Origin of the sequence: Methylobacterium longum, assembly GCF_022179385.1 — a bacterium.
Lineage (GTDB): Bacteria > Pseudomonadota > Alphaproteobacteria > Rhizobiales > Beijerinckiaceae > Methylobacterium > Methylobacterium longum.
On sequence record NZ_BPQS01000009.1, the window covers coordinates 132475 to 157433 of the forward strand.

Here is a 24959-nt window from a genome sequence, read left to right on the forward strand (position 1 = left end):
GCGAAATCGGTGCCCTACCGATGAGGCGTCGCCGGTGCGAAGCGCCACGGGCGGGCCCGGACTCCGGAACCGCCGTCAGTGCGGAACCCGGATACGTCGGCGCATCCGGATCCCGCGCGGCGCGGCCTCGGGACGACTTGGGCCTCCCTGCGGGCTGAGTTCCGCCACGGGCGCCGTGCGGCGGTCCCAGCCGGCCGATCGCGCACCGCCGTCCCCGGTATCCCCGATCTTCGACCGGGACGCTGTCAGTTCAGGTAGGTGCGGATCCAGTTCGGGGAGAGGATCTCGCCCTCCTCCGTGATGATCCAGGGCTGCTTGGCCGGGTCGGCCAGGGCGCCGGCGGCGGCCGCGATCGCCTCGCGCAGGGTGCCGTAGCGCTCGGGCTGCGCCAGTGGGGTGCTCGCCGGGGCCGTGCGCCAGATCGTCAGATCGGCCGGCCGTTCCAGAGCTTCGGTTTCCATGGGTACTCGTCCTTCCGAACCGTTTGGGACCGTTCAGATCGCCGCCGCCGAACGCAACCGGAGGGCGGCGGAGATGGTGGTTCTGAGCGTCAATGCAAGCATCTCTGCGGCATCTTTGCGGTCAATGTGGGCGGCTTCAGAAACCAGCCTTCAGCGCCTGGGCACCATAACAGGCCTGGTACGATGTTCCGTGTCCGTAAAGAGCGCTTAGATCCTACCGTGAACTTGCGAGAATTGTGGCTCCCGAATGATGACCATTCCGTTAGCCAGTCTGCGCCGCTCGCCGCCGTGCGCCAGGACACGTCTCGGGCACGCCGGCGACGGCGCCTCTCCGTGTTGACGCTCCGATCCTGAACGCGCACTTAAGGCTCCTGCCCGCGATGGGCTCGGGATCGGAGACATTCGTGCCGGATCGTACCGTGCGCATCGTGGTCGCCGCGGTTCTGGTCCTGCTGGCGCTCTACGTCGCCCAGCCCTACCTGCAGCCGCTGCTCTACTCGGCCGACGCGCCGCGGGCAGTGACGGCTCGCGGCGATCTGGCGCAATCCGAGACGGCCACGATCGCCCTGTTCGAGCAGGCGAGCCCGTCGGTCGTTCACGTCTTCGCGCAGGCCGCGGCGCAGAACCGCGACCTGCTCGACCTCGACGAAGGCAGCGGCGAGCAGAGCGGAACGCAGACGGGGACCGGCTTCGTCTGGGACGGCGCCGGCCACGTGGTCACCAACACCCACGTGGTCCAGAACGCGGCGCAGAGCGGCGGCTCCGTCTCGGTCCGGATGAGCGACGGCACCGTTGTCCCGGCAACCCTGGTCGGGATGGCGCCGTCCTACGACCTCGCGGTCCTCCGGCTCGGGCGGGTCACACGGATGCCCCCGCCGCTGGCGATCGGGACCTCGGCGGACCTCAAGGTCGGACAATCAACATTCGCGATCGGCAACCCGTTCGGCCTCGACCACACTTTGACCACGGGGGTGATCAGCGCCGTGCGGCGGCGAATGCCGACCAGCGAGGGGCGGGAACTCTCCGGCGTCATCCAGACGGACGCGGCGATCAATCCGGGCAATTCCGGCGGGCCGCTGCTCGATTCCGCGGGCCGGCTGATCGGAGTCAACACCGCCATCGTCTCGCCCTCGGGTGCCAGTGCCGGCATCGGGTTCGCCATCCCCGTCGACGTGGTGAACCGGGTGGTGCCGGAACTGATCCGGGTGGGCCGTGTGCGCAATCCCGGCATCGGGATCATCGCAGCGCAGGAGGCGGCCACGGCGCGCCTCGGGATCGACGGCGTGGTGATCGTGCGGGTCCTTCCGGGCACCCCGGCCGCCCAGGCGGGCCTGCGCGGCGTCGATCTGCAGACCGGCGATATCGGCGACGTGATCGTCGAGGCCAACGGGCGCCCGGTCCACAGGCTCGCCGACCTCACGGCGGCCATGGAAGAGGCGGGCCTCGGCACCTCTGTCACGCTGAAGGTCGAGCGCGGCGGGCGGGTGCGGCAGGTCCGGATCACCACAACGGACGTCGCGGAGAACCGCCGATGAAGGTCTGGCCGCTCGTCGCGCTCCTCTGCGCCGTCACGGGGGGCATCGCACCGGCTGCGGAACGGCCGCTGCGGTCCCGCCTCTGCCCGGACGATCTGCCCGAGGGCGTACGCCTGCCGCCGCCACCCGGTTGCGAGGCCGGATCCGACCAGGCGAAGCCGCGCCGGAGCGGGGTCTACGACCTCGGCTACGGGACGACGGTGCAGATCGGCGGCCGGGTCACGGCCGCGTCCGGCGCGCGGCGCTGAACGATGGTGCTGTTCGCCGGCCTGCTCGCCTGCCTGACCCTGTGGTGGTGGTCGAAGAACAGCGGGGGACTCGGCCGCCGGTTGAAACGCGCCGTCGGCCGAGGCATCGGCGCGGCGCTGGGCACGAGGACGGGTACGGGGCTGGGCCCGGCGCGATGGCCGGCCTTCGGCGCCTTCGCACTGCTGGCCGCCGGCTTCCTCCTGCTCCGCGGCAACTTCGTCCTCGCCGCGCTTCTCGGTCTCGGGGGCGTCTGGATGATCGAGGGGCCGGCGGCGATGACCGCGCGCCTGCGCGGCCTCGTCACGCAGCCGTTCGGCCAACGGCGACGCGAGCGTCAGGAGCGCCGCGTCCGGACAGCGCTCCTCGAGGCCATGCTGCATCCCGACGGCAGCCTGCATACGGGCCGGGTCGTCGCGGGCCCGGCCGCGGGCGCTTGGCTCGACGCCATGCCCGTCGACGCGGTGATCGAGCTGCTGCGGCACTGCCGCCTGCGCGATGCCGCGGGCGTCGCGCTGCTAGAGCCGTATCTCGACCGCCGGGCGCCCGGATGGCGTGTAGACGCTGAGCGCGATCGAGACCCGGGGCCGCGCCGCGCGCCGAATCCAGGGGCGATGTCGCAGGAGGAGGCGTACCAGATCCTGGGGCTTCAGCGCGGGGCGACCGCTGAGGAGATCCGGGCGACCCACCGGTCTCTCATGAAGCGCGCCCACCCCGACCAGGGGGGGAGCGCCGAACGGGCGGCGCGCGTCAACGCGGCCCGGGACAGGCTTCTGAACCGACATCGCTAAACTCCACGCGCGTTGTCAGGGATCTACGGATCAACAGAGTCTCGGCCGCGGGCGGACATGCCGCGGCATCACCGGTCCGACGCGCACCTGCGTCGCGGAATTGTGTGGCGCTCAGCTCCGGGTCGCGAAGCAGCTGAAGCCGCTGCGCTTGAGGGCCGAGCAGGCCTCCTGAGCGGAATCCTGCTCCGCGAAACCCGAGAAGCGGGCCCGGAACAGGGTCGTTCCACCATGCTCGACCTTCACCGTGTAGGGGGCCGCCTTGGAGAGGCTGCTGCCGACTTTGGCGCGCGCCTCCGAGAGCATCGAGCGCGCCTTGCCCTCGTCGTCCATGGCGCCGAGCTGAATCACCCAGGCGGTGGGCACGACGCGGGCACCGGAGACCGCCTTCGGCGGCTCGTCGCGCTCGACCGACGCCACGCGGGCGGTCGACTTGCTCGCGCCCGGGAAGGGCGCCTGGGCGCCGCCCGTGCCGGCATAGGCCTGCGCGGCCTTCGGCAGGCCCTGCGGGCCGGGCTTCCAGACGCCGCCCGGGGTCGTGGTGGCCCTGGGCGCGAGGTCGAGGGGCTCGCCGGTGGTGCCGGTGGTCTCGACATCCTCATCGTCGGCCGAGGCGACCTGCGTGCGGGTCCGCGAGACCGCGTCGGCGACCACGGCGGGCCGTGCACGCTCGGCGACCTCGGTGACCGCCGGGGACGTCCGGGCGCCGGCATAGGCCCGCGGCAGGCTTGAGCGGACGAGGTCGGCCATGATCCGGTCGCGGCTCGCGCCGGATTTGCCGCCGAGGACGATCGCCACGATCTGGCGGCCCTCGGACTTCGCCGCGGTCATCAGGTTGAAGCCGGAATCCCGGGTGTAGCCGGTCTTGATCCCGTCGACGCCCTGGACGTTGCCCAGCAGGTGGTTGTGATTGCCGATCACCCGGCCGCGGAACGCGAAGGATCGCGTCTGGAAGTAGCGGTAATAGTGCGGGAACCGGTCCTGGATCGCGCGGGCCAGCACGGTCAGGTCGCGGGCTGTGGTGATCTGATCCGGGTCGGGCAGGCCGGAGGCGTTCGCGTAATGGGTCCGGCTCATGCCGAGGGCGCGCGCCTTGGCGGTCATCATCTCGGCGAAACGCTCCTCGGAGCCCGCGATGTTCTCGCCGATGGCGCAGGCCACGTCGTTCGCCGACTTCGTGACGATCGCCTTGATGGCGTCCTCGACCGAGATCGTCTGCCCCGGCCGGATCCCGAGCTTCGAGGGAGCCTGTGCGGCCGCGTGCGCCGAGATGGTCAGGTCCGAGTCGAGGGCGAACTTGCCGCGCTCCATCTGCTCGAACAGCATGTAGAGCGTCATGACCTTGGTGATCGAGGCCGGGTGGCGCAGGGCGTCCTCGTTGATCGCGTGCAGGGTCTTCCCGCTCTTCACATCCACCACCATGGCGGCGTAGGGCGGGTTGTAGCCGCCGCTGGCGCGCACGTGATGGTGATGCCGCCCGCGCCTCGCTTCGGCCGGCGCGGCCAGGGCCGTCAGGACCGCCGCGGCCGCCAGGGCGGCCGGCAGCGCGGGTATCGTCCGGGAGCGGCCTACTACGCTACGCATCACGCCTGATTGCCTCGCGAGACCGGTGCTGGCCGGTCGTGTCCCCTGCGTGGCCCCGCGCCGATTGCGTGGCCCCGCTGCATCATCGGAGAGTTAGGCAAGTGCAGTTACAGGCCCGTTAATGCCGGCGTTTTGAATACCGGATCATGCTGGCCTGAACGCGACTTGCCGGGCGCCGGGGCTGCGGAAGGCCGCTGCGGCCCGCGCCGTCCGTACCCGCGCCTGCGGAGCCAGGGTGACGCGTGACGACCCGGGGCGACCTGTGCCACGACGGGGCGACCGGGTCGGATCCTGGCCGCGATCCCCGCGCCCATCCGGCGGCCGCGCGGGGGCCGGCCGCCGGATGGGCGCGGCGGCCCTGCACCGGGGACAAGCTGTGCGGGGCGGACAAGTGCGCACAGGCGTCTGGCGAAGTCGGCTCACCGTCTGTAGATTACCGGCGGTGGAGCTGAGCGCTGCCCCCGGCAGGGCCCGGACAAGAACGCCCGCCAGGGCCGGCGACGCCCGCTCCAATCGAGGGATCGGTTCGACGCACATGACACAGGTCCCCATGCAGGGCACCGCGAGTTCGACGAGGAGTCTTCGGCCGGCGCGGACCGCGATCACGGCGTCCGGGTCGCGCACGCCGGGCGGCGACGACCGGTCCAACACCGCGATCATCACCCGCACGAAAACGCGGACGAAGCGGCCGAGCCTCTACCGGGTTCTCCTCCTGAACGACGACTACACGCCGATGGAGTTCGTGGTGCTGGTGGTCGAGCGGTTCTTCAACAAGAGCCACGAGGACGCCTACCAGATCATGATGCACGTGCATCAGAACGGGGTCGGCGAGTGCGGGGTCTTCACCTACGAGGTGGCGGAGACCAAGGTGACGCAGGTCATGGACTTCGCACGCAAACACCAACATCCTCTCCAGTGCGTTATGGAAAAGAAATAGGCGCCGCTCGCGGTAGGCACCCACACAGAGGCCAGCTTTGCCAAGCTTCTCACGCAGCCTAGAACAAGCCCTCCACCGCGCCCTGGCGCTCGCGGGAGAGCGCCGGCACGAATACGCGACGCTGGAGCATCTCCTGCTCGCCCTCGTGGACGACCAGGACGCGGCCGCGGTCATGCGCGCCTGCAACGTCGAGATCGACACGCTCAAGCGCAGCCTCGTCGACTACGTGGACACGGAACTCTCCAACCTCACCGGGGACGGCAGGCAGGACGCCAAGCCCACGGCCGGGTTCCAGCGCGTGATCCAGCGCGCGGTGATCCACGTCCAGTCCTCGGGCCGCGAGGAGGTGACGGGAGCCAACGTGCTGGTGGCGATCTTCGCCGAGCGCGAGAGCCACGCCGCCTACTTCCTGCAGGAGCAGGACATGACCCGCTACGACGCGGTCAACTACATCAGCCACGGCATCGCCAAGCGGCCCGGTGCGTCGGAGTCGAAGCCGGTGCGCGGCGCCGAGGACGAGGGCGCGTCCGAGCGTCCGAGCGACGAGGGCGATCCCCGCGGCGGCGCCAAGAAGAAGGGCGACGCCCTGGACGCCTATTGCGTCAACCTCAACAAGAAGGCCCGCGACGGCAAGATCGACCCGCTGATCGGCCGCGAGAGCGAGGTCCAGCGGACGATCCAGGTCCTCTGCCGCCGGCAGAAGAACAACCCCCTGCTGGTCGGCGACCCCGGTGTCGGTAAGACCGCCATCGCCGAGGGGCTGGCGCGCAAGATCATCCAGCACGAGGTGCCGGAGGTCCTGGCCGACGCGACGGTCTTCTCCCTCGACATGGGCACGCTGCTCGCCGGCACCCGCTACCGGGGCGACTTCGAGGAGCGCCTCAAGCAGGTGATGAAGGAGATCGAGGCGCACCCGAACGCCATCATGTTCATCGACGAGATCCACACGGTGATCGGCGCCGGTGCGACCTCGGGCGGGGCCATGGACGCGTCGAACCTGCTCAAGCCGGCGCTCGCCTCGGGCACGCTGCGCTGCATCGGCTCGACCACCTACAAGGAGTACCGCCAGTATTTCGAGAAGGACCGCGCCCTGGTGCGCCGGTTCCAGAAGATCGACGTCAACGAGCCGTCGATCCCCGACACGATCGAGATCGTGAAGGGCCTGCGCCCGTACTTCGAGGAGTTCCACAAGCTCAAGTACACGACCGAGGCCGTGAAGGCCGCGGTGGAGCTGTCGGCCCGCTACATCAACGACCGCAAGCTGCCCGACAAGGCGATCGACGTGATCGACGAGACCGGCGCCTCGCAGATGCTGGTGCCGGAGGCGCGCCGCAAGCGCACCATCGGCATCAAGGAGATCGAGGCGACCATCGCCACGATGGCCCGGATCCCGCCGAAGACCGTCTCCAAGGACGACGCGGTGGTGCTCCAGCACCTGACCGAGAACCTGAAGCGCGTGGTCTACGGCCAGCCGAACGCCATCGAGGCCCTGACCTCGGCGATCAAGCTGGCGCGTGCCGGCCTGCGCGATCCGGACAAGCCGATCGGCTCGTACCTGTTCGCGGGTCCGACCGGCGTCGGCAAGACCGAGGCCGCCAAGCAGCTCGCATCGTCGCTCGGCGTCGAGATGCTGCGCTTCGACATGTCGGAGTACATGGAGCGCCACACGGTCAGCCGTCTGATCGGCGCACCACCCGGCTATGTCGGCTTCGATCAGGGCGGCCTGCTCACCGACGGCATCGATCAGCACCCGCACTGCGTGCTGCTGCTCGACGAGATCGAGAAGGCCCATCCCGACCTGTTCAACATCCTGTTGCAGGTGATGGACCACGGCAAGCTGACCGACCACAACGGCAAGCAGGTCGATTTCCGGAACGTCATCATCATCATGACGTCGAACGCGGGGGCCTCGGACCTCGCGAAGTCGGCCTACGGCTTCACCCAGAGCAAGCGGACGGGAGACGACGTGGAGGCGATCAACCGCCTGTTCGCGCCGGAATTCCGCAACCGACTCGACGCGATCATCTCGTTCGGCCACCTGCCGAAGGAAGTCGTGGCCAAGGTGGTCGACAAGTTCGTCCTGCAGCTTGAGGCACAGCTCGCCGACCGCAACGTCACCATCGAGCTCTCAGACGAGGCCCGGGAGTGGCTGGTCGAGCACGGCTACGACGACGCGATGGGTGCGCGCCCGATGGCCCGGCTGATCCAGTCGACCATCAAGACGCCGCTGGCCGACGAGGTGCTGTTCGGCAAGCTCAAGGATGGTGGTGCGGTCCGCGTGGTGGTGCGCAAGCCGGAGGACGGCGAGGCCAAGGCCGGTGCCAAGGACGGCCTGGGCTTCGACTTCCCGGCTGGTCCCGTCACGCCCAAGCCCGAGAAGGACGTGACCAACGCTACCAAGCGCCACAAGCGCGCCAAGCCCCGCACCGCGTCCCGAAAGAAGACACCGAAGGACAACAAGGGCGGCGGCGGCAGCTCGAGTGGCGGCGTCCGGACCGTGCCGAAGGTGCCACTGGTGCGCGCCTAATGGTGTGCAGGCTGGCCGGCGGCCTTCCAGGCTAGGAGCCGCCGGTCTATGACCGCCGCCGCGACGCGTGCGCGCCGCGGCGAGGAGGCGCCCGATGACTGACAACCTGCACGAGGGACCCCTCCCCCCCGTCGCGCAGCCGGCGCCTCCGAAGAAGCTGACCCGGCGGGAGGAGCGTCGCCTTCGCCGGCGGCGCCGTCGTCGCGGCGAGGAGGTTCTCGCCTGGGTGCTCGTGCCCCTGATCTGCTTCGGCATCTATTGGGGCGTGAACGCCGGCTTCGGCTTCTTCGGCACGTCGCCGGGCCAGGTCTGGGACCAGCTGATGCAGGTCAAGGCCATGATGGAGAAGCGCTCGAGCAATCCCGGCGCGCGCGGCTAGCGCGTCGCCCCGTTCGGCGGCTCCGGGACGATCCCGATCGGAGGCGTTGTGAGATCCACCCGATTTCGACCGACCCGACGCTCGGTCCTCACATCCGCGTTTCTGGCCGCACCGGCGCTGCGCGCGTCGGCCCGTGGCTGCCCCGTGGTGATCGTCGGCGCCGGATCGGCCGGCCTGGCCGCGGCGGCCTCCCTGCGGACGGCTGGACGGAGCTTCACCCTCGTGGAAGCGCGGGACCGCATCGGTGGCCGCGCCTTCACCGAGCGGGCCCTCGGGCCGGATTGTCCCTTCGATGCGGGTGCCGAGTACATCCACTGGGCCGAGCGCAATCCCTGGGCTCCAATCGCCCGGCAGGCTGGCGCCCGCTTCGCCCGGGAGGACGGCTGGGCGCGCACCCTCACGATCGACGGCCGGCCCGCCTCGGATGCCGAGAAGGCCCGGCGTCGCTCGGGCTTCTCGGGCCTCGACGCATTGTTGGAACCCAAAGGGGCGGGCGATCCGTCGCTGGCCGAGGCGGCGCGCGTCGGCGGGCCGGACGCCGAGCAGGCGGCCGCGGGCTTGAGCCGGCTGTCGCTGGGCGAGGATCCCGATCGCGTTTCCGCAATCGATTATGCGCGCCTCTGGTCCGGTAGCGACCTGTGGGTCGACGGGTACGGAGACCTCGTCGCGCGGCACTTCGCCGATCTGCCGGTGAGCCTCGGCTGCCCGGTTCGGGCGATCGACTGGTCCGGACGGGACGTGCGGGTGGAGACCGCGCGTGGGGCTCTGACGGCCGCGGCCGTCATCGTCACGGTTCCGGTGGGGGTCCTGAGGGCGGGGGGGATCCGGTTCACGCCCGCCCTGCCCGACGCGGCGCTGGGCGCGCTCGATGGGCTGCGCATGGGCGCCTACACCAAGATCGGTCTGCGCCTCGACCCGGCGAAGGTCGATGCGGCGGCGCTCGGCGACGCGGTCTCACTCGCGACCGGCGGCCCGACTCTCTATTTCGAGATGAGTCCGTTCGGGCGGTCCCTGGCGGTGGCCAATCTCGGCGGCGATCTCGCCCGCGATCTCTGCCGGGCGGGCGAGCCGGCCGCCGTCGCGCTGGCCACGGAACGTCTCGGTGCGCTCCTGGGCGCGCGGGCGCGGGGCGCGGTGCTGGCCGGACGCCTCGCGGGCTGGTGGACGGATCCCCATGCCCGGGGATCCTATTCCATCGTGACGCCAGGCCACGCCGACGCCCGGGACCGCCTGCGCGAACCCGTCGGGGGGCGGGTGTTCTTCGCCGGCGAGGCCCTGGCCGGCGGCGGGGCCATGACGGTGGGGGGCGCGACCCTCGACGGCGAGCGCGCTGCCCGCGACGTGCTCAAGGCCCTCGGCACCTGAACCGCGCAGCAGGCGGGCTCAGCCCGATATCGCCCCGGAGAGTGCCGGCGCTCCGGCGGTCGGACCGCATCGGATCGCGGCCACGGCCAGGGGCTCCGCGCGCCCGCGCAGGGCGTGGGCACCGAGATCCTCGCGGGTGAATTCCGTGGGCAGCGGTCCGAGCCTCGCGAGCAGGTCGGCCGAGACGAGAACCCGGACATCAAGGCTCTTCGAGAGGGATTCGAGCCGTGCGGTCGTGTTCACGACGTCGCCGAAATACGCGATCTTGTGCCGTTCCAGGCCGATCTCCGCGGTGACGACCGGACCGCAATGGAGCGCCGCGCGGAATTCGGGCACCTGCCCGAAGCGGCTCCGCCAGGTGTCGGCGTCGGCGGCGAGGCGCTCCGCGAAATCGAAGACGCAGCGCAGGCATGCGGCGTCGCGCAGGCCCCGCTCCATCGTCCATGTGACCAGGGCCAGGTCGCCGATGTAGTCGTCGATGGAGCCGCGTGAGCGCGACACCGGCAAGGCCAGGGCGTTGAAGACCTGTCCGAGATAGGCCTGCGCGGCGTGGTCCCCGTGACGGTCGGCGAAGCGGGTCGAGCCGGCGACGTCGAGGAACAGGAAGATGCGCTCCTCGCGGATCGGCCGGTGGTACCGGCCGATCAGCAGGTTGGCGAACACGCCCGGTCCGATCAGGTCGCGGACACGAAAGACGAAGACCGCGAGGGCCGAGATGCAGAGGGCGTAGAGGAGGCCCGTGTCGGTCATCAGCATCGCGTTCCGCTCGCTGTACATGAACCGGAACAGGCGGTTCAGTACGGTGCTGGCGACCGCGTTCCCCGCGACGATCATCGCGATGTAGAGCGCCACCGTGGCGAGCAGGAAGAGCGGCGTCGCGAGCCCGCGGATCCGCTCGCGCAGGGCTGGCACCAGCAGGCGGCGCTCGTAGAGCATGATCGGGGTGCCGATGATGGCCCCGCGGATCGCCGAACCCGTCAGCGGTCCGACCTCGAAGAGGGCGCCGTAGAGCAGGCCCGCCAGGGCGCCGAGCACAGGCGCGACGCCGTAGAACCAGGGCCACCTGAAGCGCATCGGCGCGTCCTCCGCGGTCTGCGGCCGTCGCTTCCGTCGACGGCCGTCAGTCCAGGCGCAGGGCGTGGACGGAGAAGAGGGCCTCCGGATCGGTCCACACGGTCAGCCACGTCCAGCCGGCCCGTTCCGCGAGCGCACGGAACGTCGCGGCCGTGTATTTGTAGCTGCTCTCGGTGTGGATCGTTTCGCCTGCCGCGAAGGTGAAGGTGTCGGATCCGATAAGTACGGCCTGTTCCTCGCGCGCGACGAGATGCATTTCGATCCGCGACGCTTGCGAGTTGAACACCGCCCGGTGGGCGAAGGCGGCGGGGTCGAAACGTCCCGCGAGTTCCCGGTTGATCCGGCTCAGGAGATTGAGGTTGAACGCCGCGGTCACGCCGGCATCGTCGTCGTAGGCGGTCTCCAGGGTCGCGGGATCCTTCACGAGGTCGACGCCCACGATCATGTGGGCCCCCTGCCCCAGGATCCGTCCGAAGCGGCGCAGCAGGTCCTCGGCCTCCGCCGGCTCGAAGTTGCCGATGGTCGAGCCGGGGAAGAACCCGGCCCGCGGCAAGCCGTCGAGGCTCCCGGGCAGATCGAAGTCACGGGTGAAATCGGCTACCACCGGCTCGACGCGCAGGCTCGGGAAGTCGCCGCTCAGCGCCTCGGCCTGCGCGCGCAGGAACTCGCCCGAGACGTCGACCGGCACGTAGGCGGCGAGCGTGTCGAGATGCTCAAGGAGCCGGCGCAGCTTCACGGTCGAGCCGCTGCCGAACTCCACCAGCGCCGCCTGCGTCGGCAGCAGCGCCGCGATCTCGGGTCCGCTTCGGTCGAGGATGCCGATCTCGGTGCGGGTCGGATAATATTCCGGAAGCCGGGTGATCTCTTCGAACAGGGCTGAGCCGGCGGCGTCGTAGAAGTATTTCGGTGACAGCGCCTTCTGCGGCCGGGACAGGCCGTCTCGGACATCGGCCAGGAAGGCGAGCTCAGCCGTCTCCAGCGGAAAGGGGGTCGCGTCGGGGAATGTGGGCTTGATGGTCAAGGCGGCCTCCGGGGGGGGCGTCAGGCGGCGTCGGCGAGACGCAGGCCCGTGAACTGCCAGCGCTGATGTGGGTAGAAGAAGTTGCGGTACGGGATCCGGGCGTGACCGACGGGCGTGGCGGCCGACGAGCCGCGCAGCACGAACTGGTTGGCCATGAACTTGCCGTTGTACTCGCCCAGCGCACCGGGGAGCGGCCGGTAGCCGGGATAGGCGAGGTAGGCGCTGCGGGTCCATTGCCAGACGAGGCCGAAGGCGTCCGGCAGCTCGCCGTTCCGGGCCGCGACCTCCCACTCGAACTCCGTCGGCAGGAACCGGCCTGCCCAGCGGGCGTAGGCGTCAGCCTCGTAGTAGCTCACGTGGGTCACGGGGGCGTCGAGATCCACCGGACGCACGCCGCCGAACGTCATGGTGGCCCAGCCGTCCCCGTCCCGGCGCCAGTAGCCGGGGGCCTCCCAGCCTTCGCCGGGCCCGGCATACCACCCGTCGGAGAGCCACAGCTCGGCCTTGGCGTAGCCGCCGTCCTCCATGAAGGCGAGCCACTGACGGTTGGTGATGAGCGCCTTGTCGATCCTGCCCGCGGGGATCAGCGCCTCGTGCCGGGGCGATTCGTTGTCGAACGAGAACCCGTCGTCGTCATGCCCGATCCACGCCACGCTGCGGTCGAGGCGGATCTGGCCGGAGGGCGCAGAAGCGGCGGGGAATTGCCAATCCGGATCGTAGGCCGGGCCGAGCGGGTTCTGCGCGAACGCATGCAGGATATCGGTGAGAAGAAGCTCCTGGTGCTGCTGCTCGTGGTAGAGCCCGATCTCCAAGATCGGCAGCACCGCCTCCAATCCGCTTTCGGACGCCTGATCGAGCAGGGCTTCCACCGCCCGGTCGACATGCGCCCGGTAGGCCGTGACTTCCGCCATCGTGGGTCGCGTGATCAGGCCGCGCTGGATACGCGGCTGCCGGGGACCGGCGGCCACGTAGTACGAGTTGAAGAGATAGTGCAGCCGCTCGTCGTAGATCGCGTAGCCGGGCAGATGCTCGCGCAGCAGAAACTGCTCGAAGAACCACGTCACGTGCGCCCGGTGCCACTTGGTCGGGCTGGCATCGGCCATCGACTGGACCTGCTGATCCTCCGCGGAGAGCGGCGCGGCGCGGCGCTCGGTCTCGCCGCGGACGTGGCGGAAGGCGGCGATCCAGGCGTCGCGGTCGATCGGACGGGCTGTGACGGGCGGCGGCGGGAAGGCCGGCGCCATCTGCTCGCGCGCCTCGTCCGGGCGCAGTGCGGCCGTCGCTGCCATGACGATTGTCCCTTTTTGCCGGCTGAGCCCAGAACCATTTCCTTGTCCCGGGTTCGCGCGCAGAAGATATGCCCCCATCGTGCTGAAACAACCTCTGCAGCAAGGTCCGTCCTCCGACGGGCTCGGCGTGCAGTTCGCCCCGACAGCGCCGCGGTTAACGGGAACGGTTGGGGATCGCGGGTCTTTCTGTCGCCGCAGTGAGGCAGCCTTAACCCTCACGGCCGAGATTTTGGGTTGCTCGTTGAGGAGTCCGGGGTTCTCTCATGCGGATCGATCTGATGGCCGGGGCCAGCTTGTCCGCCGCGGCGCTGCGTGCCTCCGCCGAGCCGACCATCCTGGTGTTCGATTCCGGGCTCGGCGGCCTCACCGTCCTCGACGCCGTCCGCCGCGCCCGGCCCGACGCCCGCTACGTCTATGTCGGCGACGACGCGGCCTTCCCGTATGGCCGCCTCGGCGAGGCCGCCCTCGTCGCCCGCGTGCTCACCGTGATGGAGCGGCTCGTCGCGACGCACCGGCCCGACCTCGTGGTCATCGCCTGCAACACCGCGTCGACCCTGGTCCTTCCGGCCCTGCGCCAACGCTTCACCACACCCTTCGTCGGCGTGGTGCCTCCCATCAAGCCGGCGGCTGCGGCGACGCGCTCGCGCCTCGTCTCGTTGCTGGCCACGCCCGGGACCGTGGCGCGTTCCTACACCCACGACCTCATCGCGACCTATGCCGGCGCCTGCGCGGTGACCCTGGTCGGCTCACAGAACCTCGCCGGGTTCGCCGAGGCCGAATTGGCCGGCGCCCCCGTGGACGATGCGGCGCTCGCGGCCGAAATCGCGCCCTGCTTCGTGACCGACCCGGATGGCCGGCGCACCGATGTGATCTGCCTCGCCTGCACGCACTACCCGCTGCTGCTGCCGCGCCTCGAGGCCCTCGCGCCCTGGCCGGTGATCTGGATCGATCCGGCGCCCGCCATCGCCCGGCGCGTCGTGCAGCTGATCGGCGCGCTGCCGCGCGATGCGGATCGGCACGGCTTCGCGCTCGGCGCCTTCACGGCCGGAACCTGCCTCACCACCCCGTTGCGGGATGCCCTCGCGGCCCGCGGGATCAACGAGGTCGCCATCGAGGCGGTGCCGCTGCCCCTTCAATAGCCGCCCGGCCGGGTTCGACCGATCGGTTCGGCCCTGCAATCTTTCGAGGCGGGCGGATGCGGTCTTTGATGGCCCGAAGTCAATAAAACGCGAATCTGCGAAAGGCCGATGGCGCTAAAAAGCTTCAGTGCTGGCGGCTGTGCTGATCTGCGGCGCGTCGTCGCCGGTTCTGACCTGCGGCGACGGTGAGGCACCGATTTCCTGCGGCGACCCGAGCCCGAACGGTTCAGCCTCCTGAAGGCTCGGTCGCGTGGACCGAACCCACACGGCCGACAAGGCGCAGGCACTGCGAGCTGTCACCGACGGTGCGCGGGGATACCGGAAAGCCGGCGCGTATATGTTCTGCGTCGGGCCCGATGGCGTCATGAGCACGCGTTCCAACCCCGTCCTCAGGGGGCGCGATCCGCATGACCGGACCGGCAACCACTCCGTCCGGACGATGATGGACGCCGCGGGACCCGGCCGGATCTCGGTGATCCGCTCCCTGTTCCCTACGCTCGGCAGCACGGTCGAGGAGCCCAAGACGACGTATTGCACCTGCACCGGCGATCAGACCTGCGAGTCGGCGCGTACGGCACCGACATCGTCGCGCCCGCGATCGCGAGCCCGGACGGGTGGATCGCCCTCCTTCGCCAGAGGCTCGACGCGAAAATTCCGCGTGGCGCCCATGCGGACTGGATCGCTTTCCTGGATGCGCGCAACGCGCAAGGTGACGAAAAGGCGTTGGCGATCGCTCGGGCGTGTCGCGACCTGCAATTCACCGCGACCGCTCTGGGGCAGGTCGAGGCCGGATAGACGGGGCCGCCTGAGCCGTCGCCCCTGACCTCACGGAGCGCCGGGCTTACCCGTCATCGAGATCGCCGCGACCCGCTCGCCCGAAGCGTCAGCCTCATTGGGCACCACCAAGTGGACGAAGAGCATCCCGGCGGCGACGATCAGTGCGAGCGCAACGATGCGCCACAATTCCAGAATCGGTTCCTGAGGCGTCTTCGTCTCGCTCTGCATCACGTCTCCTGCCTGCCTCCGCGAACCCGGATGGGACACCGGGAGGATGAACGCTTCGTAAAAACCGCCTCGACGCTCCGGCCTTGGTCATCCCGCTACCGAAGCGCGATCATCGGCGCGGAGCAGCCCGCGGAGCACCGGGGTCGGGTTGCCCGGGAACATCTTGCGAAAACTATGATCCGACGCGCGGTGCCCTCCCCCGCGACGATGGCCGCGCGTTCGGGATGGAGGGGGTCCCGCGTCCCGCAACGACCACCGGGAAACCGATGGCTGACCCTAAAGGTGAACCGGATCGCCTCCCCCGTGCCGCGGGCCGGAGATGGCCGATGCCGGATCCGGCGCGCGGTGCGTCATCGCACAGACGCGTCGCGGGAAGCGCCCGGCCGGAAGGCTCCGCACGTGCCATGCTGTCAGCCGCCCGGATCGCCCGGTCCGCGCGCGGACTCTGACCGGTCCAGCGTCCTCAAGACCGGGTTTCCACAGCTGAGTCGACTACGATATTGTAGATCGCGCCGACAAAAGGCGCGTGTCCAGATTCGGCCGCAATTGCAGACGGTTTTCGACCCAGTCGCGCCGATCGCTGGTCTGGGGTGTCCGATGTTCGAGAGCTGGTTCGTGGGTCCGGTGCTCGTCGCGCTGATCAGTACGGCGATCGGGGTCGCGATCGGCGCCAGCCGGCCAGCGCCCGTCCACCGGAGGGAGGCCGCGGAGGCTCGCCTCTTCGACCAGCGTCGGGTCTTCGGACGCAAGCGGGGCTGGCGTCGTGCGACCCGCGCCGCCCGGGGCCTCGGCCTGTTGCCGCTCCGGTGAGCCGCAGATCCGCCGCGACGACCCGATATCGCCGGAGCGTCGTGGATCGGTCCGGCCGCTTGCGCAGTTGTGCCTCCCGGTAGCCGTTCGGCTCGACCGGCACGACGATCCTCTGGACCCGGAACACGACATGCTGGCTTGGTTCCGCGCCCTGATGCCGAAGGAGGACCGCTTCTTCGGCCTCTTCGAGCGTCATGCCGCCACCCTGGTCGACGGTGCGATCGCGCTTCGGGCGCTCCTCGACGGCACACAGGATGTCCCGGCGGCCTGCGCGGCGATCGCGGCCCATGAGGACAAGGCCGACGCGATCACCCGGGACGCGCTGCTGGCGGTCCGCCGCACCTTCATCACGCCGTTCGACCGCGGCGACATCCAGGCCCTGGTCGGCTCCCTCGACGACGCCATCGACCAGATGCTCAAGACCGCCAAGGCCGTCCAACTCTTCGAGGTGACGGCGTTCGAGCCCGCGATGCGCGAGATGGGCGCGGTCATCCAAGAGGCCGCCCAGGTCACCGCCGAGGCGATGCCGAAGCTGCGCGCGCTCGGCGAGAACGCGACCGCGCTGAACGCGCTGACCGAGCGCGTCATCGAACTGGAAGGCCGCGCGGACGACCTGCACAATGCCGGGCGGAAGGCGCTGTTCAAGGCGTCGGGCCGGGATCCCATGGCGTTTTTGGTCGGATCTGAACTGTACGATCATCTGGAGAAAGTCATGGACCGTTTCGAGGACGTGGCGAACCAGATCAGCAGCATCGTGGTCGAACACGTCTGAGCCGCGGGCCGCACGCGTGACCCTCCTCATCGTCCTCATCGCCCTGGCCCTGCTCTTCGACTTCCTGAACGGGTTGCACGATGCCGCGAATTCCATCGCCACCATCGTGTCGACCCGGGTACTGGCGCCCCGCTACGCGGTATTCTGGGCCGCGTTCTTCAATTTCGTGGCCTTCCTGGTGTTCGGCCTGCACGTCGCCGGCACGGTCGGTTCCGGCATCATCGATGTCGGCGCGGTGGACGACCGCGTCATCATGGGGGCGCTCGGCGGCGCCATCTCGTGGAACCTGATCACGTGGTACGCTGGCATCCCGTCATCGAGTTCGCACGCCCTCATCGGTGGCCTGCTGGGCGCCGGGATCGCTAAGGCCGGAACGGGCGTGATCGTCTGGCACGGCGTCGTCGCCACCAGCGCTGCGATCGTCCTGTCGCCCGCCCTCGGCTTCGCCCTGGGTCTGATGCTGATGCTGGCGGTCTCGTGGATCTTCGTCCGCTCGACCCCGCACGCCGTCGATCGGCTGTTCCGGGGCATGCAGTTCGTCTCAGCGTCGCTCTACTCCCTCGGGCACGGCGGTAACGACGCCCAGAAGACCATGGGCATCATCGCCGCGCTCCTCTACGCCCACGGCGAGAGCGGGAGCTTCCATGTTCCACTCTGGGTCGTGCTCTCGTGCCAGACCGCCATGGCGCTCGGCACCCTGCTGGGCGGGTGGCGCATCGTCCACACGATGGGATCGAAGATCACGCGGCTTTCGCCGATGCAGGGCTTCTGCGCGGAGACCGGCGGTGCCGTGACGCTGTTCGCCGCGACAGCCTTCGGGATCCCGGTCTCGACCACCCACACCATCACGGGGGCGATCGTGGGCGTCGGTGCGGCCCGCCGGGTCTCGGCGGTCCGCTGGAACGTCGCGCAGGGCATCGTGGTCGCCTGGGTGATCACGATGCCGGCCGCCGCCCTCGTCGCCGCCCTGACCTACGTGGCTTCGGGTTTCGTCCTGCCGTGAAGCGGCCGGGCGACGCCCGCAGGACGGGAAACCGGATCCAGATCAGGCCGAGTTCGGCGACCAGCGGCGGTCATAGGGGCCGGTGAGGAAGCCGGCCGGGCAGGACACGCCCGGACCTAGCTATAACCCCGCGGCCCGCCCGTGCGACCGCCTGCGCGACGACCGCCAGGCGCGTAGGGGCCGCGGCTGCCATCGACCCGGATGATCTGCGCATCGCCCGGTCCGGTGGACACCGCATCCTTCACCGGCGGCAGGGCCGAGGCCGTGCCCAGGAAGGCGACCACGAGCCGGCTAGGCGCGCGGCCGAGAACGTGGCCGGAGCGGAAACCTGCATCATCGATCTGTTCCCTCGGCGCGAGTCGCGGGAACACCGGCCGGCCCCTGCCCTCGTCGCGCCGGCACGGCGGTCTTGCCGACGGTCGTGCCGGCGCGACGCGTGAGCGAAGCTTCGCCCGGGCCTTCTCCGCGGATGTTACCGGGGTGCACCGGTGTGTCACGCTTGGTCGCGCGGCCGCGTCGACGCTCAGGCCAGGACCGGGACGGTCAGGGCGAGCCGTGCCCGACCGCGGGCGTTCGCCTCCGCCACCACGGTGTCGCCCTGCCTATCGCTGTGCGGACGAAGGGACCGGCGGTTCACGGCATGGACGGTTCGGCCGCGGGTCCAGGTGGGGAGCCGTTGGCGCGCCAGCACACCGCGGGGGCGACACGGACGCCGCTATCCCCGATGGCTACAGGTGCTTGAGGCCGTAGCTGTTCAGGAGAGGCAGCAACTCGTCGCGCGCCCGGATGCGGTGCTGGCGCGCGGCGTCGAGGGCTTCGACGGGGTCTGCCGCCCGGATCGCCCGGGCGATGCGACGATGCTCGGCGATCGAGGCGTCCAACGCCCGGCGCAGGTTGAGGGTTAGCATGCGCGCCCGATGCGATTGATCGTTGATGGCCTGCACGATCCGGCTCATCCGACCGTTCCGCGCGTGCTCGATCAGGGCCGCGTGGAACGCTCCGTCCGCCTGTCCCCAGGCCGGAAGGTCGCCGCCTGCATGCGCGTCGGCCATCGCGTCCGTGTGGGCGTCGAGCGCCTGCGCGGCGGCCAGGCGCTCGGGCTCGGGAAGCGCCGCGACCAGTTCGGCGGCGCGACCGTCCATCGCGATGACGACGTCGTAGATCTCACGCATGTCGTCCGGCGCCAGGGCCAGGATCAGGATACCCTTGCGCGGCAGGACGCGCACGAGACCGTCCTCCTGCAGCCGGATCGCAGCTTCGTGCACCGGTGTCCGGCTCATGCCCAGCCGCAGGGCGATCTCCTGCTCGGAGGCCTGGTACCCGGGAGCGAAGCTGGCGTTACGGATCGCGGCGCGCATCGCCGCGTAGGCATCGTCGACCAGCGAGGTGCGCTTCTCGCCTGCGTTGGCGCCAGTCCGTGCGTCCGGATCCTTGCTGGGCTGTGCCCGCGTCATCGACCGTCTCCCCCGACGCCGCAGCCCTATCACCGTCGGACGCCGCCGCGGAACATTGATTGACAGCTCGCCACGGCGGATTTAGCGATATTCAAGCTTGCATGGAAGATGGCGCGCAAGTCTGAACGGCGCGCCCGCCAACGGGAGGATACGATGGACGGCTCGCTCGAGCAGGCCACCATGCGCCGCGTCGCATGGCGCCTGATCCCCTTCATCTGCCTCCTCTACTTCATCGCTTTCATCGACCGCGTGAACATCGGCTTCGCGGCCCTGACGATGAACAAGGATCTCGGATTCTCGGCCACGGTCTTCGGTTTCGGGGCCGGCGTGTTCTTCTTCGGATACTTCCTGTTCGAGATTCCCTCGAACATCATCCTCGACAAGGTCGGCGCGCGGCTCTGGATCGCCCGCGTGATGGTCACGTGGGGCTTCCTGTCGGGGGCCTTCGCCTTCATCCAGGGAGAGACGAGCTTCTACGTCCTGCGCTTCCTGCTCGGTGCCGCCGAGGCCGGATTCTTCCCCGGCATCATCCTCTACCTGAGCTACTGGTTTCCGGCCCGCTACCGCGCCGCGGTGGTCTCGCTCTTCATGACCGCCGCGCCGATCTCGGTCCTGCTGGGCTCGCCCCTGTCGAGCCTGCTCTTGGAGATGGAGGGGCTCCTGGGCCTCCACGGCTGGCAGTGGATGTTCCTCATCGAAGCCGTGCCGGCCGTCATCCTCGGCATCGCGGTGCTGTTCTACCTCACCGACCTGCCCGAGAAGGCGACGTGGCTCGCCGACGACCAGCGAGCTTGGCTCGTCGCCGAGATGGAGGCCGAGCGTGCCGGCAAGCAGGCCAGTGCCCGGCACAACATCCTGAGCGGGCTCGCCGATCCGCGGGTGCTCGCCCTCGCGCTCATCTATTTCGGCACCTCGGCCGGGCTCTACACGCTGGGCATCTGGGCACCGCAGATCATCAAGGGCCTCGGCCTGTCGACGATGACGGTGGGCCTGCTCAACGCCGTGCCTCCCACCGTGGCGGTGGTGGCGATGGTCCTGTGGGCGCGGCACTCCGACCGGACGGGCGAGCGGACGTGGCACGTGGTCATCGCCTGCCTCGCCGCCGCCCTCGGCCTGATGCTGGCCGGAGGGGCCACCTCGGTGATCGCGGTCGTCGCCGCGCTCAGCCTCGTCAATGTCGGCATCAGCGCCGCGAAGCCCCCGCTCTGGGCGATGCCGACCATGTTCCTGTCCGGCTCGGCGGCGGCGGTGGGCATCGCGACCATCAACGCCATCGGCAATCTCGGCGGCTTCGTCGGCCCTTGGGCGATCGGCTGGATCAAGGACCGGACCGGCAGCTTCACGGGCGGCCTGATGTTCGTCGCCGGTCTGCTCGTCCTGTCGGCGGTCGTCACCCTGGTGGTCGCCCGCGCCGGACGCCGCGCCGCGCCCGCGCCCGCCGTCCTGCGCTGAACCAAGTCCACGTTGGCCCCCTTTCGTTCGCAAGGAAACCTGACATGACGAAAACCTACACCATCGCGGCCATCCCGGCGGACGGGATCGGCGTCGAGGTCATCGCGGCCGGCATCGAAGTGCTCGACGTGCTGGCCGAGAAGACCGGCTCGTTCGCGTTCAAGTTCGATCACTTTGACTGGGGGTCCGACTACTACAAGAAGCACGGCGTCATGATGCCGGCCGACGGCCGCGAGCAGATCCGGAACCACGACGCGATCTTCTTCGGCGCGGTCGGCGCGCCGGACGTGCCCGACCACATCACGCTGTGGGGCCTCCGGCTGGCGATCTGTCAGCCCTTCGATCAATACGCCAACGTCCGCCCGACTCGGATCCTGCCGGGCATCACCAGCCCCTTGCGCAACGTCTCGGGACCGGAGCTCGACTGGGTGATCGTGCGCGAGAACTCGGAGGGCGAGTATGCCGGCGTCGGCGGCCGGGTCCACCAGGGTCACGCCAACGAGGTCGCCACCGACGTGTCGATGATGACCCGCTCGGGCGTCGACCGGATCATCCGCTACGCGTTCGAGCTCGCCCGGTCCCGGCCGCGCAAGCACCTGACGGTCGTGACCAAGTCGAACGCCCAGCGCCACGCCATGGTGATGTGGGACGAGATCGCCGCCGAGGTCGCCGAAGACTTCCCCGACGTGACCTGGGACAAGATGCTGGTCGACGCCATGACCATGCGCATGGTGACGAAGCCCGAGACCCTCGACACCATCGTGGCGACCAACCTGCACGCCGACATCCTGTCGGATCTCGCGGCCGCGCTGGCCGGCTCGCTCGGCATCGCGCCGACCGCCAACATCAATCCGGAGCGCACCTTCCCGTCGATGTTCGAGCCGATCCACGGCTCGGCCTTCGACATCACGGGGAAGGGCATCGCCAACCCGGTCGCGACCTTCTGGACCGCCTGCCAGATGCTGGAGCACCTCGGTGAGCCGGCCGCGGCGGCCCGGCTGATGCGCGCGGTCGAGCGCGTGACCGCCGATCCGAACCTGCACACCCCCGATCTCGGCGGCAAGGCGACGACCCGCCAAGTGACCGACGCGGTCATCGCGGCGATTCGCGGCGACAACGCCTGAGGCGGTCGGGCCGGAGGATGCCGTCGACGCGGGCATCCTCGCCCTCGTCGCGGGATCGGCGCGGCGTCGGACCGGGGGCCGGACGCGGAACGGCGCCGGTGCCGAGACCCGTTCCCCTAACGCTTGCGCGCGGTCGTATCTTGTATTCGGTTCCGCTCGTTTCACCCCGTGCGGCCGGCCACTAGGCTGTCTGAAGCCGCGGCCGCCGCACGCATGGCTGGCCCAGAGCACCGGGAGGACGCCATGATCAAATCGGACCTCAGCCGCCGTCGCGTGCTCGGAAGTGCGGCCGCTGCGGCGGTGGGCGTCTCCCTCGGCCTGGATGACCGACCGGTATCTGCCCAGCACGCCGTCCGCTATTCCGCCGGCAGTGCTGCGCCGACATTCCGGGTTCCGCCGAACACCGCCGATTGCCACTTCCACATCTACGACAACCGATTCCCGCCGGCCGCGGGGGGGCTTCCGGCGCCCGACGCGTCGCCGGACGACTACCGCGCCCTGCAGGCCCGGCTCGGCACCACGCGCGGCGTCGTCGTGCAGCCCTCGCTCTACGGGACCGACAATCGACCGACCCTCGAAGGCATAGCCGCCCTCGGTCCGAACTTCCGCGGCATCGCCGTGGTGAACACGTCCGTCAGCGACGCCGAGCTGAAGCGGCTGCACGATCTCGGCATCCGCGGGATCCGTTTCAACCTCGCGCAGGCCGGCGCCACGACCCTCGACATGCTGGAGCCCCTGTCGCGACGGGTCGATGCCCTCGGCTGGCACTGCCAGATCAACATGCCGGGCGACAAGATCGCGGCGGCGGCCGATGCGTTCCTCAAGATCCGCGGCACGCTGGTCTTCGACCATCTGGCCCACTGCCCGCAACCGGCGGGCATCGAGAGCGACACGTTCAAGCTGATGCGCCGGCTCCTCGACCAGGGAAACACCTGGGTCAAGCTGACCGGGCTCTACGCCGATACCAAGATCGGCCCGCCGGGCTACGCCGACACCGTCGCCGTTGCGCGCGCCTTCGCGGCCGCAGCACCGTCCCGCTGTGTCTGGGGGACCGACTGGCCGCACCCGACCGAGAGCCAGTCCAACAAGCCCGACGACGCCGTGCTGCTCGATCTGTTGCCGGCGATCGTGCCGGACGAGGCCACCCGCACCCGCATCCTGGTCGACAACCCGGCCGAACTCTACGGCTTCCCGAAATCCTGATCCGGTCAGGCCGGAAGTGCCCGCGCTTGTCCGGCCGAGGGATCCCGGAATGAGGTGAAGCGGTCCGGCTCGTCGAGGGGCACCTCCAGGGTGCAGCGGACACCCTCGCGCCGGAAGGTCAGGTCGACGGTTCCGCCGAGTTCCCGGCTGATGCCGCCGGAGATCAGGCGCGTGCCGAAGCCGCGGCGCTGCGGTTCCGCGACGGGTGGACCGCCGCTCTCCCGCCACTCCAGCGCCAGCTTCCGGGGGCGCGCACCCGTGGGGCCGTCCGCGGTGAGGATGCGCCACGTGATGTCGATCCGCCCCCCTTCGGCGGCGAGCGCCCCGTACTTGGCGGCGTTGGTGGTCAATTCGTGGATCGTCATGCCGAGCGCCAGGACGTAGCGGGGCGGCAGTTCGAGGTCGGGGCCGGACAGCCCGAAGCGGCTGGGCTCCGGCGTCTCGAAGGGTTCGAGGGCGCTCTCCAGCGCCGCCCGAAGGGAAGCTCCGCTCCAATCGTCGCGCGAGAGCAGATCGTGGGATTTCGACAGCGCCAGGATGCGCCCCTCCAGGCGCTCCCCCCGGTCGTCGTCGCGTCGCCCCTGCCGCGCGAGGGACTGGACGGTCGCCAGGGTGTTGCGCACCCGGTGATCCAACTCATGCAGCATCAACGCCTGCCGGTCCTGAAGGCGGCGGCTCCGGTCGATCTCCGCGCGCAACTCGCCTTCGTGGGTCTGCAGCGCGGCCGCCATCGCGTCGAACGCCTGGCCCAATTGCCCGAACTCGCCTGGACCGGTCAGGCCGCTGCGCGCGTCGAGCGCACCGGCCCGCCATGACGCCGCAGCCTGGAGCAACCGCCGGACCGGTTGCCGGATGAAGGCACGCCCAGCCAGCAGGGCGGCCGCGATCGCCAGGGCGGCACCGAGGCCGATCAGCACCAGACCGCGCCGCGTGGCGGCGTCGATGTCGGCGAAGGCCGTGGCCGGCGAGAACGCCACCGAGACCGTGATCGAGTCGAGGTCGTCCGGACTCGACTCGGCCACGGCCGTGATCCGCGGATTGCCGTTGAGGCCGGGCAGATCCGCCACGTCACCGCGGTGGCGGGTCAAGGAGTCCCAGAACGGCGGCGGCAACGCCTTGCCCACCCATTCGTCGTGGCCCGGCAGCCTCACCAGGACCGTTCCGTTTCGGTCCGCTACCGTCAGGGTTGCATCGGGGGGCAGGCCGGCCGCGGCCTGGCGCGCTGCCAGATAGCTCAGGTCGATGCTCGTGAGCACGATGCCGTCGGGTTGACCGCCCACGCCGGGGATGGCCACCGCGAACTGGATGGTCGGCCTCCGGGTCACGCGTCCGGACACCACGTTGCCGACCGCGAAGGCCCCCGTGCGCATCGCATCCTGGAAGTAGGACCGGTCCGCGATCGTGTAGGCGCCCGGTGACGACCCGAGGGTGTTGCAGCGGATCTTCCCGTCCGGGTCGGCGACCCCGAAGAAGAACGAGCCGGGGACTTTGTTGACGACGCGGCGGAGGTAGGCCGTGCAGGTCTGCGGGTCCCGGTTCCGGACCTCCGGCAATTCGGACAGGATGCCGAGGATCTGCTGGGCGCCGCGCCCGTACTGCCCGAGGTCGGCCGCGACCCCGCGGGCGGTCCGCATGGCCTCGCTGCGAACCGCCGCACCCCGCGCGGTGCGCAGGGCGTACTCGTTGTAGCCCTGGATGGCGAGCGCCGGCACGAGTGCCAGTCCCACGAGCCCCACGATCCGCTTCGTCAGTGACATCGAGGGCGCCGTCCTCCTCCCGGGTACCCTCGCC

The 24959-nt window shown here is 70.0% G+C and carries 23 protein-coding genes; 15 read left to right on the forward strand and 8 right to left on the reverse strand.

Annotated features, from left to right (window positions below):
- Nucleotides 1-245: 245 nt before the first annotated feature.
- Nucleotides 246-461, reverse strand: a complete 216-nt coding sequence (locus tag MFF58_RS11215; RefSeq protein WP_238287319.1) for a hypothetical protein — start codon at nucleotides 459-461, stop codon at nucleotides 246-248.
- A gap of 404 nt (nucleotides 462-865) precedes the next feature.
- Between MFF58_RS11215 and MFF58_RS11220 the strand changes: the two genes are divergently transcribed.
- From MFF58_RS11220 to MFF58_RS11230, 3 genes are read left to right on the forward strand one after another with little or no spacing between them, the layout of a single operon-like run.
- Nucleotides 866-1996 carry a S1C family serine protease gene (locus MFF58_RS11220; protein ID WP_238287320.1) on the forward strand — a complete coding sequence of 377 codons (1131 nt, stop codon included), beginning with the start codon at nucleotides 866-868 and terminating at the stop codon, nucleotides 1994-1996.
- Entirely contained in the window at nucleotides 1993-2244 is a 252-nt protein-coding gene (locus MFF58_RS11225) for a hypothetical protein (RefSeq protein WP_238287321.1), read from the forward strand. The genes MFF58_RS11220 and MFF58_RS11225 overlap by 4 nt, the downstream gene beginning before the upstream one ends.
- A gap of 3 nt (nucleotides 2245-2247) precedes the next feature.
- Nucleotides 2248-3033 carry a DnaJ domain-containing protein gene (locus tag MFF58_RS11230; protein WP_238287322.1) on the forward strand — a complete coding sequence of 262 codons (786 nt, stop codon included), beginning with the start codon at nucleotides 2248-2250 and terminating at the stop codon, nucleotides 3031-3033.
- A gap of 111 nt (nucleotides 3034-3144) precedes the next feature.
- On the opposite strand, the gene MFF58_RS11235 is transcribed toward MFF58_RS11230, so the two are convergent.
- Complete coding sequence (locus MFF58_RS11235) at nucleotides 3145-4614, reverse strand: D-alanyl-D-alanine carboxypeptidase (protein WP_238287323.1); 1470 nt, start codon at nucleotides 4612-4614, stop codon at nucleotides 3145-3147.
- A gap of 550 nt (nucleotides 4615-5164) precedes the next feature.
- Between MFF58_RS11235 and clpS the strand changes: the two genes are divergently transcribed.
- The 4 genes from clpS (at nucleotide 5165) to MFF58_RS11255 (ending at nucleotide 9822) form a co-directional block, all read left to right on the forward strand.
- Nucleotides 5165-5551, forward strand: coding sequence for an ATP-dependent Clp protease adapter ClpS (clpS, locus tag MFF58_RS11240; protein WP_238287388.1), 387 nt, complete (start codon nucleotides 5165-5167; stop codon nucleotides 5549-5551).
- Nucleotides 5552-5588: 37 nt separating this feature from the next.
- Nucleotides 5589-8078: an ATP-dependent Clp protease ATP-binding subunit ClpA gene (gene clpA, locus MFF58_RS11245; RefSeq protein ID WP_238287324.1), complete on the forward strand. Its 2490-nt coding sequence runs from the start codon at nucleotides 5589-5591 to the stop codon at nucleotides 8076-8078.
- Between the two features lie 94 nt (nucleotides 8079-8172).
- Nucleotides 8173-8457 carry a hypothetical protein gene (locus tag MFF58_RS11250; RefSeq protein ID WP_238287326.1) on the forward strand — a complete coding sequence of 95 codons (285 nt, stop codon included), beginning with the start codon at nucleotides 8173-8175 and terminating at the stop codon, nucleotides 8455-8457.
- Between the two features lie 102 nt (nucleotides 8458-8559).
- A complete protein-coding gene (locus MFF58_RS11255; RefSeq protein ID WP_373323327.1) occupies nucleotides 8560-9822 on the forward strand; it encodes a flavin monoamine oxidase family protein in 1263 nt (420 codons plus the stop codon).
- 18 nt (nucleotides 9823-9840) lie between these two features.
- Here the strand turns inward: MFF58_RS11255 and MFF58_RS11260 are convergent, their stop codons facing one another.
- Genes MFF58_RS11260 through egtB form a run of 3 tightly spaced genes read right to left on the reverse strand, consistent with a single transcriptional unit; the run spans nucleotide 9841 to nucleotide 13206 of the window.
- Nucleotides 9841-10896 (reverse strand): adenylate/guanylate cyclase domain-containing protein, encoded by a 1056-nt coding sequence (locus tag MFF58_RS11260; RefSeq protein ID WP_238287330.1) that lies wholly within the window; start codon nucleotides 10894-10896, stop codon nucleotides 9841-9843.
- Nucleotides 10897-10942: 46 nt separating this feature from the next.
- The gene (gene egtD, locus MFF58_RS11265; RefSeq protein ID WP_238287332.1) at nucleotides 10943-11917 is read right to left on the reverse strand and encodes an L-histidine N(alpha)-methyltransferase; all 975 of its coding nucleotides are present in this window, start codon (nucleotides 11915-11917) and stop codon (nucleotides 10943-10945) included.
- Between the two features lie 20 nt (nucleotides 11918-11937).
- Nucleotides 11938-13206 (reverse strand): ergothioneine biosynthesis protein EgtB, encoded by a 1269-nt coding sequence (gene egtB, locus MFF58_RS11270; RefSeq protein ID WP_238287333.1) that lies wholly within the window; start codon nucleotides 13204-13206, stop codon nucleotides 11938-11940.
- A 263-nt stretch (nucleotides 13207-13469) separates the two neighbouring features.
- Between egtB and murI the strand changes: the two genes are divergently transcribed.
- Entirely contained in the window at nucleotides 13470-14345 is an 876-nt protein-coding gene (murI, locus tag MFF58_RS11275; RefSeq protein ID WP_238287335.1) for a glutamate racemase, read from the forward strand.
- A gap of 531 nt (nucleotides 14346-14876) precedes the next feature.
- Nucleotides 14877-15140, forward strand: a complete 264-nt coding sequence (locus tag MFF58_RS11280) for a hypothetical protein (RefSeq protein WP_238287337.1) — start codon at nucleotides 14877-14879, stop codon at nucleotides 15138-15140.
- A gap of 30 nt (nucleotides 15141-15170) precedes the next feature.
- Here MFF58_RS11280 and MFF58_RS11285 read toward each other — a convergent pair whose 3' ends face one another.
- A complete protein-coding gene (locus MFF58_RS11285; RefSeq protein ID WP_238287339.1) occupies nucleotides 15171-15350 on the reverse strand; it encodes a hypothetical protein in 180 nt (59 codons plus the stop codon).
- A gap of 597 nt (nucleotides 15351-15947) precedes the next feature.
- Here MFF58_RS11285 and MFF58_RS11290 point away from each other — a divergent pair.
- From MFF58_RS11290 to MFF58_RS11300, 3 genes are all read left to right on the forward strand, one after another.
- The gene (locus MFF58_RS11290) at nucleotides 15948-16160 is read left to right on the forward strand and encodes a hypothetical protein (RefSeq protein WP_238287340.1); all 213 of its coding nucleotides are present in this window, start codon (nucleotides 15948-15950) and stop codon (nucleotides 16158-16160) included.
- A gap of 130 nt (nucleotides 16161-16290) precedes the next feature.
- Nucleotides 16291-16932, forward strand: a complete 642-nt coding sequence (locus tag MFF58_RS11295; protein WP_238287341.1) for a DUF47 domain-containing protein — start codon at nucleotides 16291-16293, stop codon at nucleotides 16930-16932.
- Between the two features lie 16 nt (nucleotides 16933-16948).
- A complete protein-coding gene (locus tag MFF58_RS11300) occupies nucleotides 16949-17935 on the forward strand; it encodes an inorganic phosphate transporter (protein WP_238287342.1) in 987 nt (328 codons plus the stop codon).
- Nucleotides 17936-18663: 728 nt separating this feature from the next.
- Here the strand turns inward: MFF58_RS11300 and MFF58_RS11305 are convergent.
- On the reverse strand, nucleotides 18664-19389 hold the full coding sequence (locus MFF58_RS11305; protein WP_238287343.1) for a GntR family transcriptional regulator: 726 nt from the start codon (nucleotides 19387-19389) through the stop codon (nucleotides 18664-18666).
- Nucleotides 19390-19542: 153 nt separating this feature from the next.
- Here MFF58_RS11305 and MFF58_RS11310 point away from each other — a divergent pair, with 153 nt between their 5' ends.
- From MFF58_RS11310 to MFF58_RS11320, 3 genes are all read left to right on the forward strand, one after another.
- Nucleotides 19543-20841 (forward strand): MFS transporter, encoded by a 1299-nt coding sequence (locus MFF58_RS11310; protein ID WP_238287344.1) that lies wholly within the window; start codon nucleotides 19543-19545, stop codon nucleotides 20839-20841.
- 44 nt (nucleotides 20842-20885) lie between these two features.
- Complete coding sequence (locus MFF58_RS11315; protein WP_238287345.1) at nucleotides 20886-21965, forward strand: tartrate dehydrogenase; 1080 nt, start codon at nucleotides 20886-20888, stop codon at nucleotides 21963-21965.
- 243 nt (nucleotides 21966-22208) lie between these two features.
- Complete coding sequence (locus MFF58_RS11320; protein WP_238287346.1) at nucleotides 22209-23168, forward strand: amidohydrolase family protein; 960 nt, start codon at nucleotides 22209-22211, stop codon at nucleotides 23166-23168.
- Between the two features lie 5 nt (nucleotides 23169-23173).
- Here the strand turns inward: MFF58_RS11320 and MFF58_RS11325 are convergent, their stop codons facing one another.
- Nucleotides 23174-24925, reverse strand: coding sequence for a sensor histidine kinase (locus tag MFF58_RS11325; RefSeq protein ID WP_238287347.1), 1752 nt, complete (start codon nucleotides 24923-24925; stop codon nucleotides 23174-23176).
- Between the last annotated feature and the right edge of the window lie 34 nt (nucleotides 24926-24959).

What these genes read in the sequence shown, in the direction of transcription:
- MFF58_RS11230 (WP_238287322.1), top strand. Translation starts at nt 2,248, where the DNA reads ATGGTGCTGTTCGCCGGCCTGCTCGCCTGCCTGACCCTGTGGTGGTGG.
- MFF58_RS11225 (WP_238287321.1), top strand. Translation starts at nt 1,993, where the DNA reads ATGAAGGTCTGGCCGCTCGTCGCGCTCCTCTGCGCCGTCACGGGGGGC.
- MFF58_RS11295 (WP_238287341.1), top strand. Translation starts at nt 16,291, where the DNA reads ATGCTGGCTTGGTTCCGCGCCCTGATGCCGAAGGAGGACCGCTTCTTC.
- MFF58_RS11290 (WP_238287340.1), top strand. Translation starts at nt 15,948, where the DNA reads ATGTTCGAGAGCTGGTTCGTGGGTCCGGTGCTCGTCGCGCTGATCAGT.
- MFF58_RS11325 (WP_238287347.1), bottom strand. Translation starts at nt 24,925, where the DNA reads ATGTCACTGACGAAGCGGATCGTGGGGCTCGTGGGACTGGCACTCGTG.
- clpS (WP_238287388.1), top strand. Translation starts at nt 5,165, where the DNA reads ATGCAGGGCACCGCGAGTTCGACGAGGAGTCTTCGGCCGGCGCGGACC.
- MFF58_RS11235 (WP_238287323.1), bottom strand. Translation starts at nt 4,614, where the DNA reads ATGCGTAGCGTAGTAGGCCGCTCCCGGACGATACCCGCGCTGCCGGCC.
- MFF58_RS11215 (WP_238287319.1), bottom strand. Translation starts at nt 461, where the DNA reads ATGGAAACCGAAGCTCTGGAACGGCCGGCCGATCTGACGATCTGGCGC.
- murI (WP_238287335.1), top strand. Translation starts at nt 13,470, where the DNA reads ATGCGGATCGATCTGATGGCCGGGGCCAGCTTGTCCGCCGCGGCGCTG.
- MFF58_RS11285 (WP_238287339.1), bottom strand. Translation starts at nt 15,350, where the DNA reads ATGCAGAGCGAGACGAAGACGCCTCAGGAACCGATTCTGGAATTGTGG.
- MFF58_RS11310 (WP_238287344.1), top strand. Translation starts at nt 19,543, where the DNA reads ATGGACGGCTCGCTCGAGCAGGCCACCATGCGCCGCGTCGCATGGCGC.
- MFF58_RS11320 (WP_238287346.1), top strand. Translation starts at nt 22,209, where the DNA reads ATGATCAAATCGGACCTCAGCCGCCGTCGCGTGCTCGGAAGTGCGGCC.
- MFF58_RS11260 (WP_238287330.1), bottom strand. Translation starts at nt 10,896, where the DNA reads ATGCGCTTCAGGTGGCCCTGGTTCTACGGCGTCGCGCCTGTGCTCGGC.
- MFF58_RS11305 (WP_238287343.1), bottom strand. Translation starts at nt 19,389, where the DNA reads ATGACGCGGGCACAGCCCAGCAAGGATCCGGACGCACGGACTGGCGCC.
- MFF58_RS11315 (WP_238287345.1), top strand. Translation starts at nt 20,886, where the DNA reads ATGACGAAAACCTACACCATCGCGGCCATCCCGGCGGACGGGATCGGC.
- egtB (WP_238287333.1), bottom strand. Translation starts at nt 13,206, where the DNA reads ATGGCAGCGACGGCCGCACTGCGCCCGGACGAGGCGCGCGAGCAGATG.
- MFF58_RS11250 (WP_238287326.1), top strand. Translation starts at nt 8,173, where the DNA reads ATGACTGACAACCTGCACGAGGGACCCCTCCCCCCCGTCGCGCAGCCG.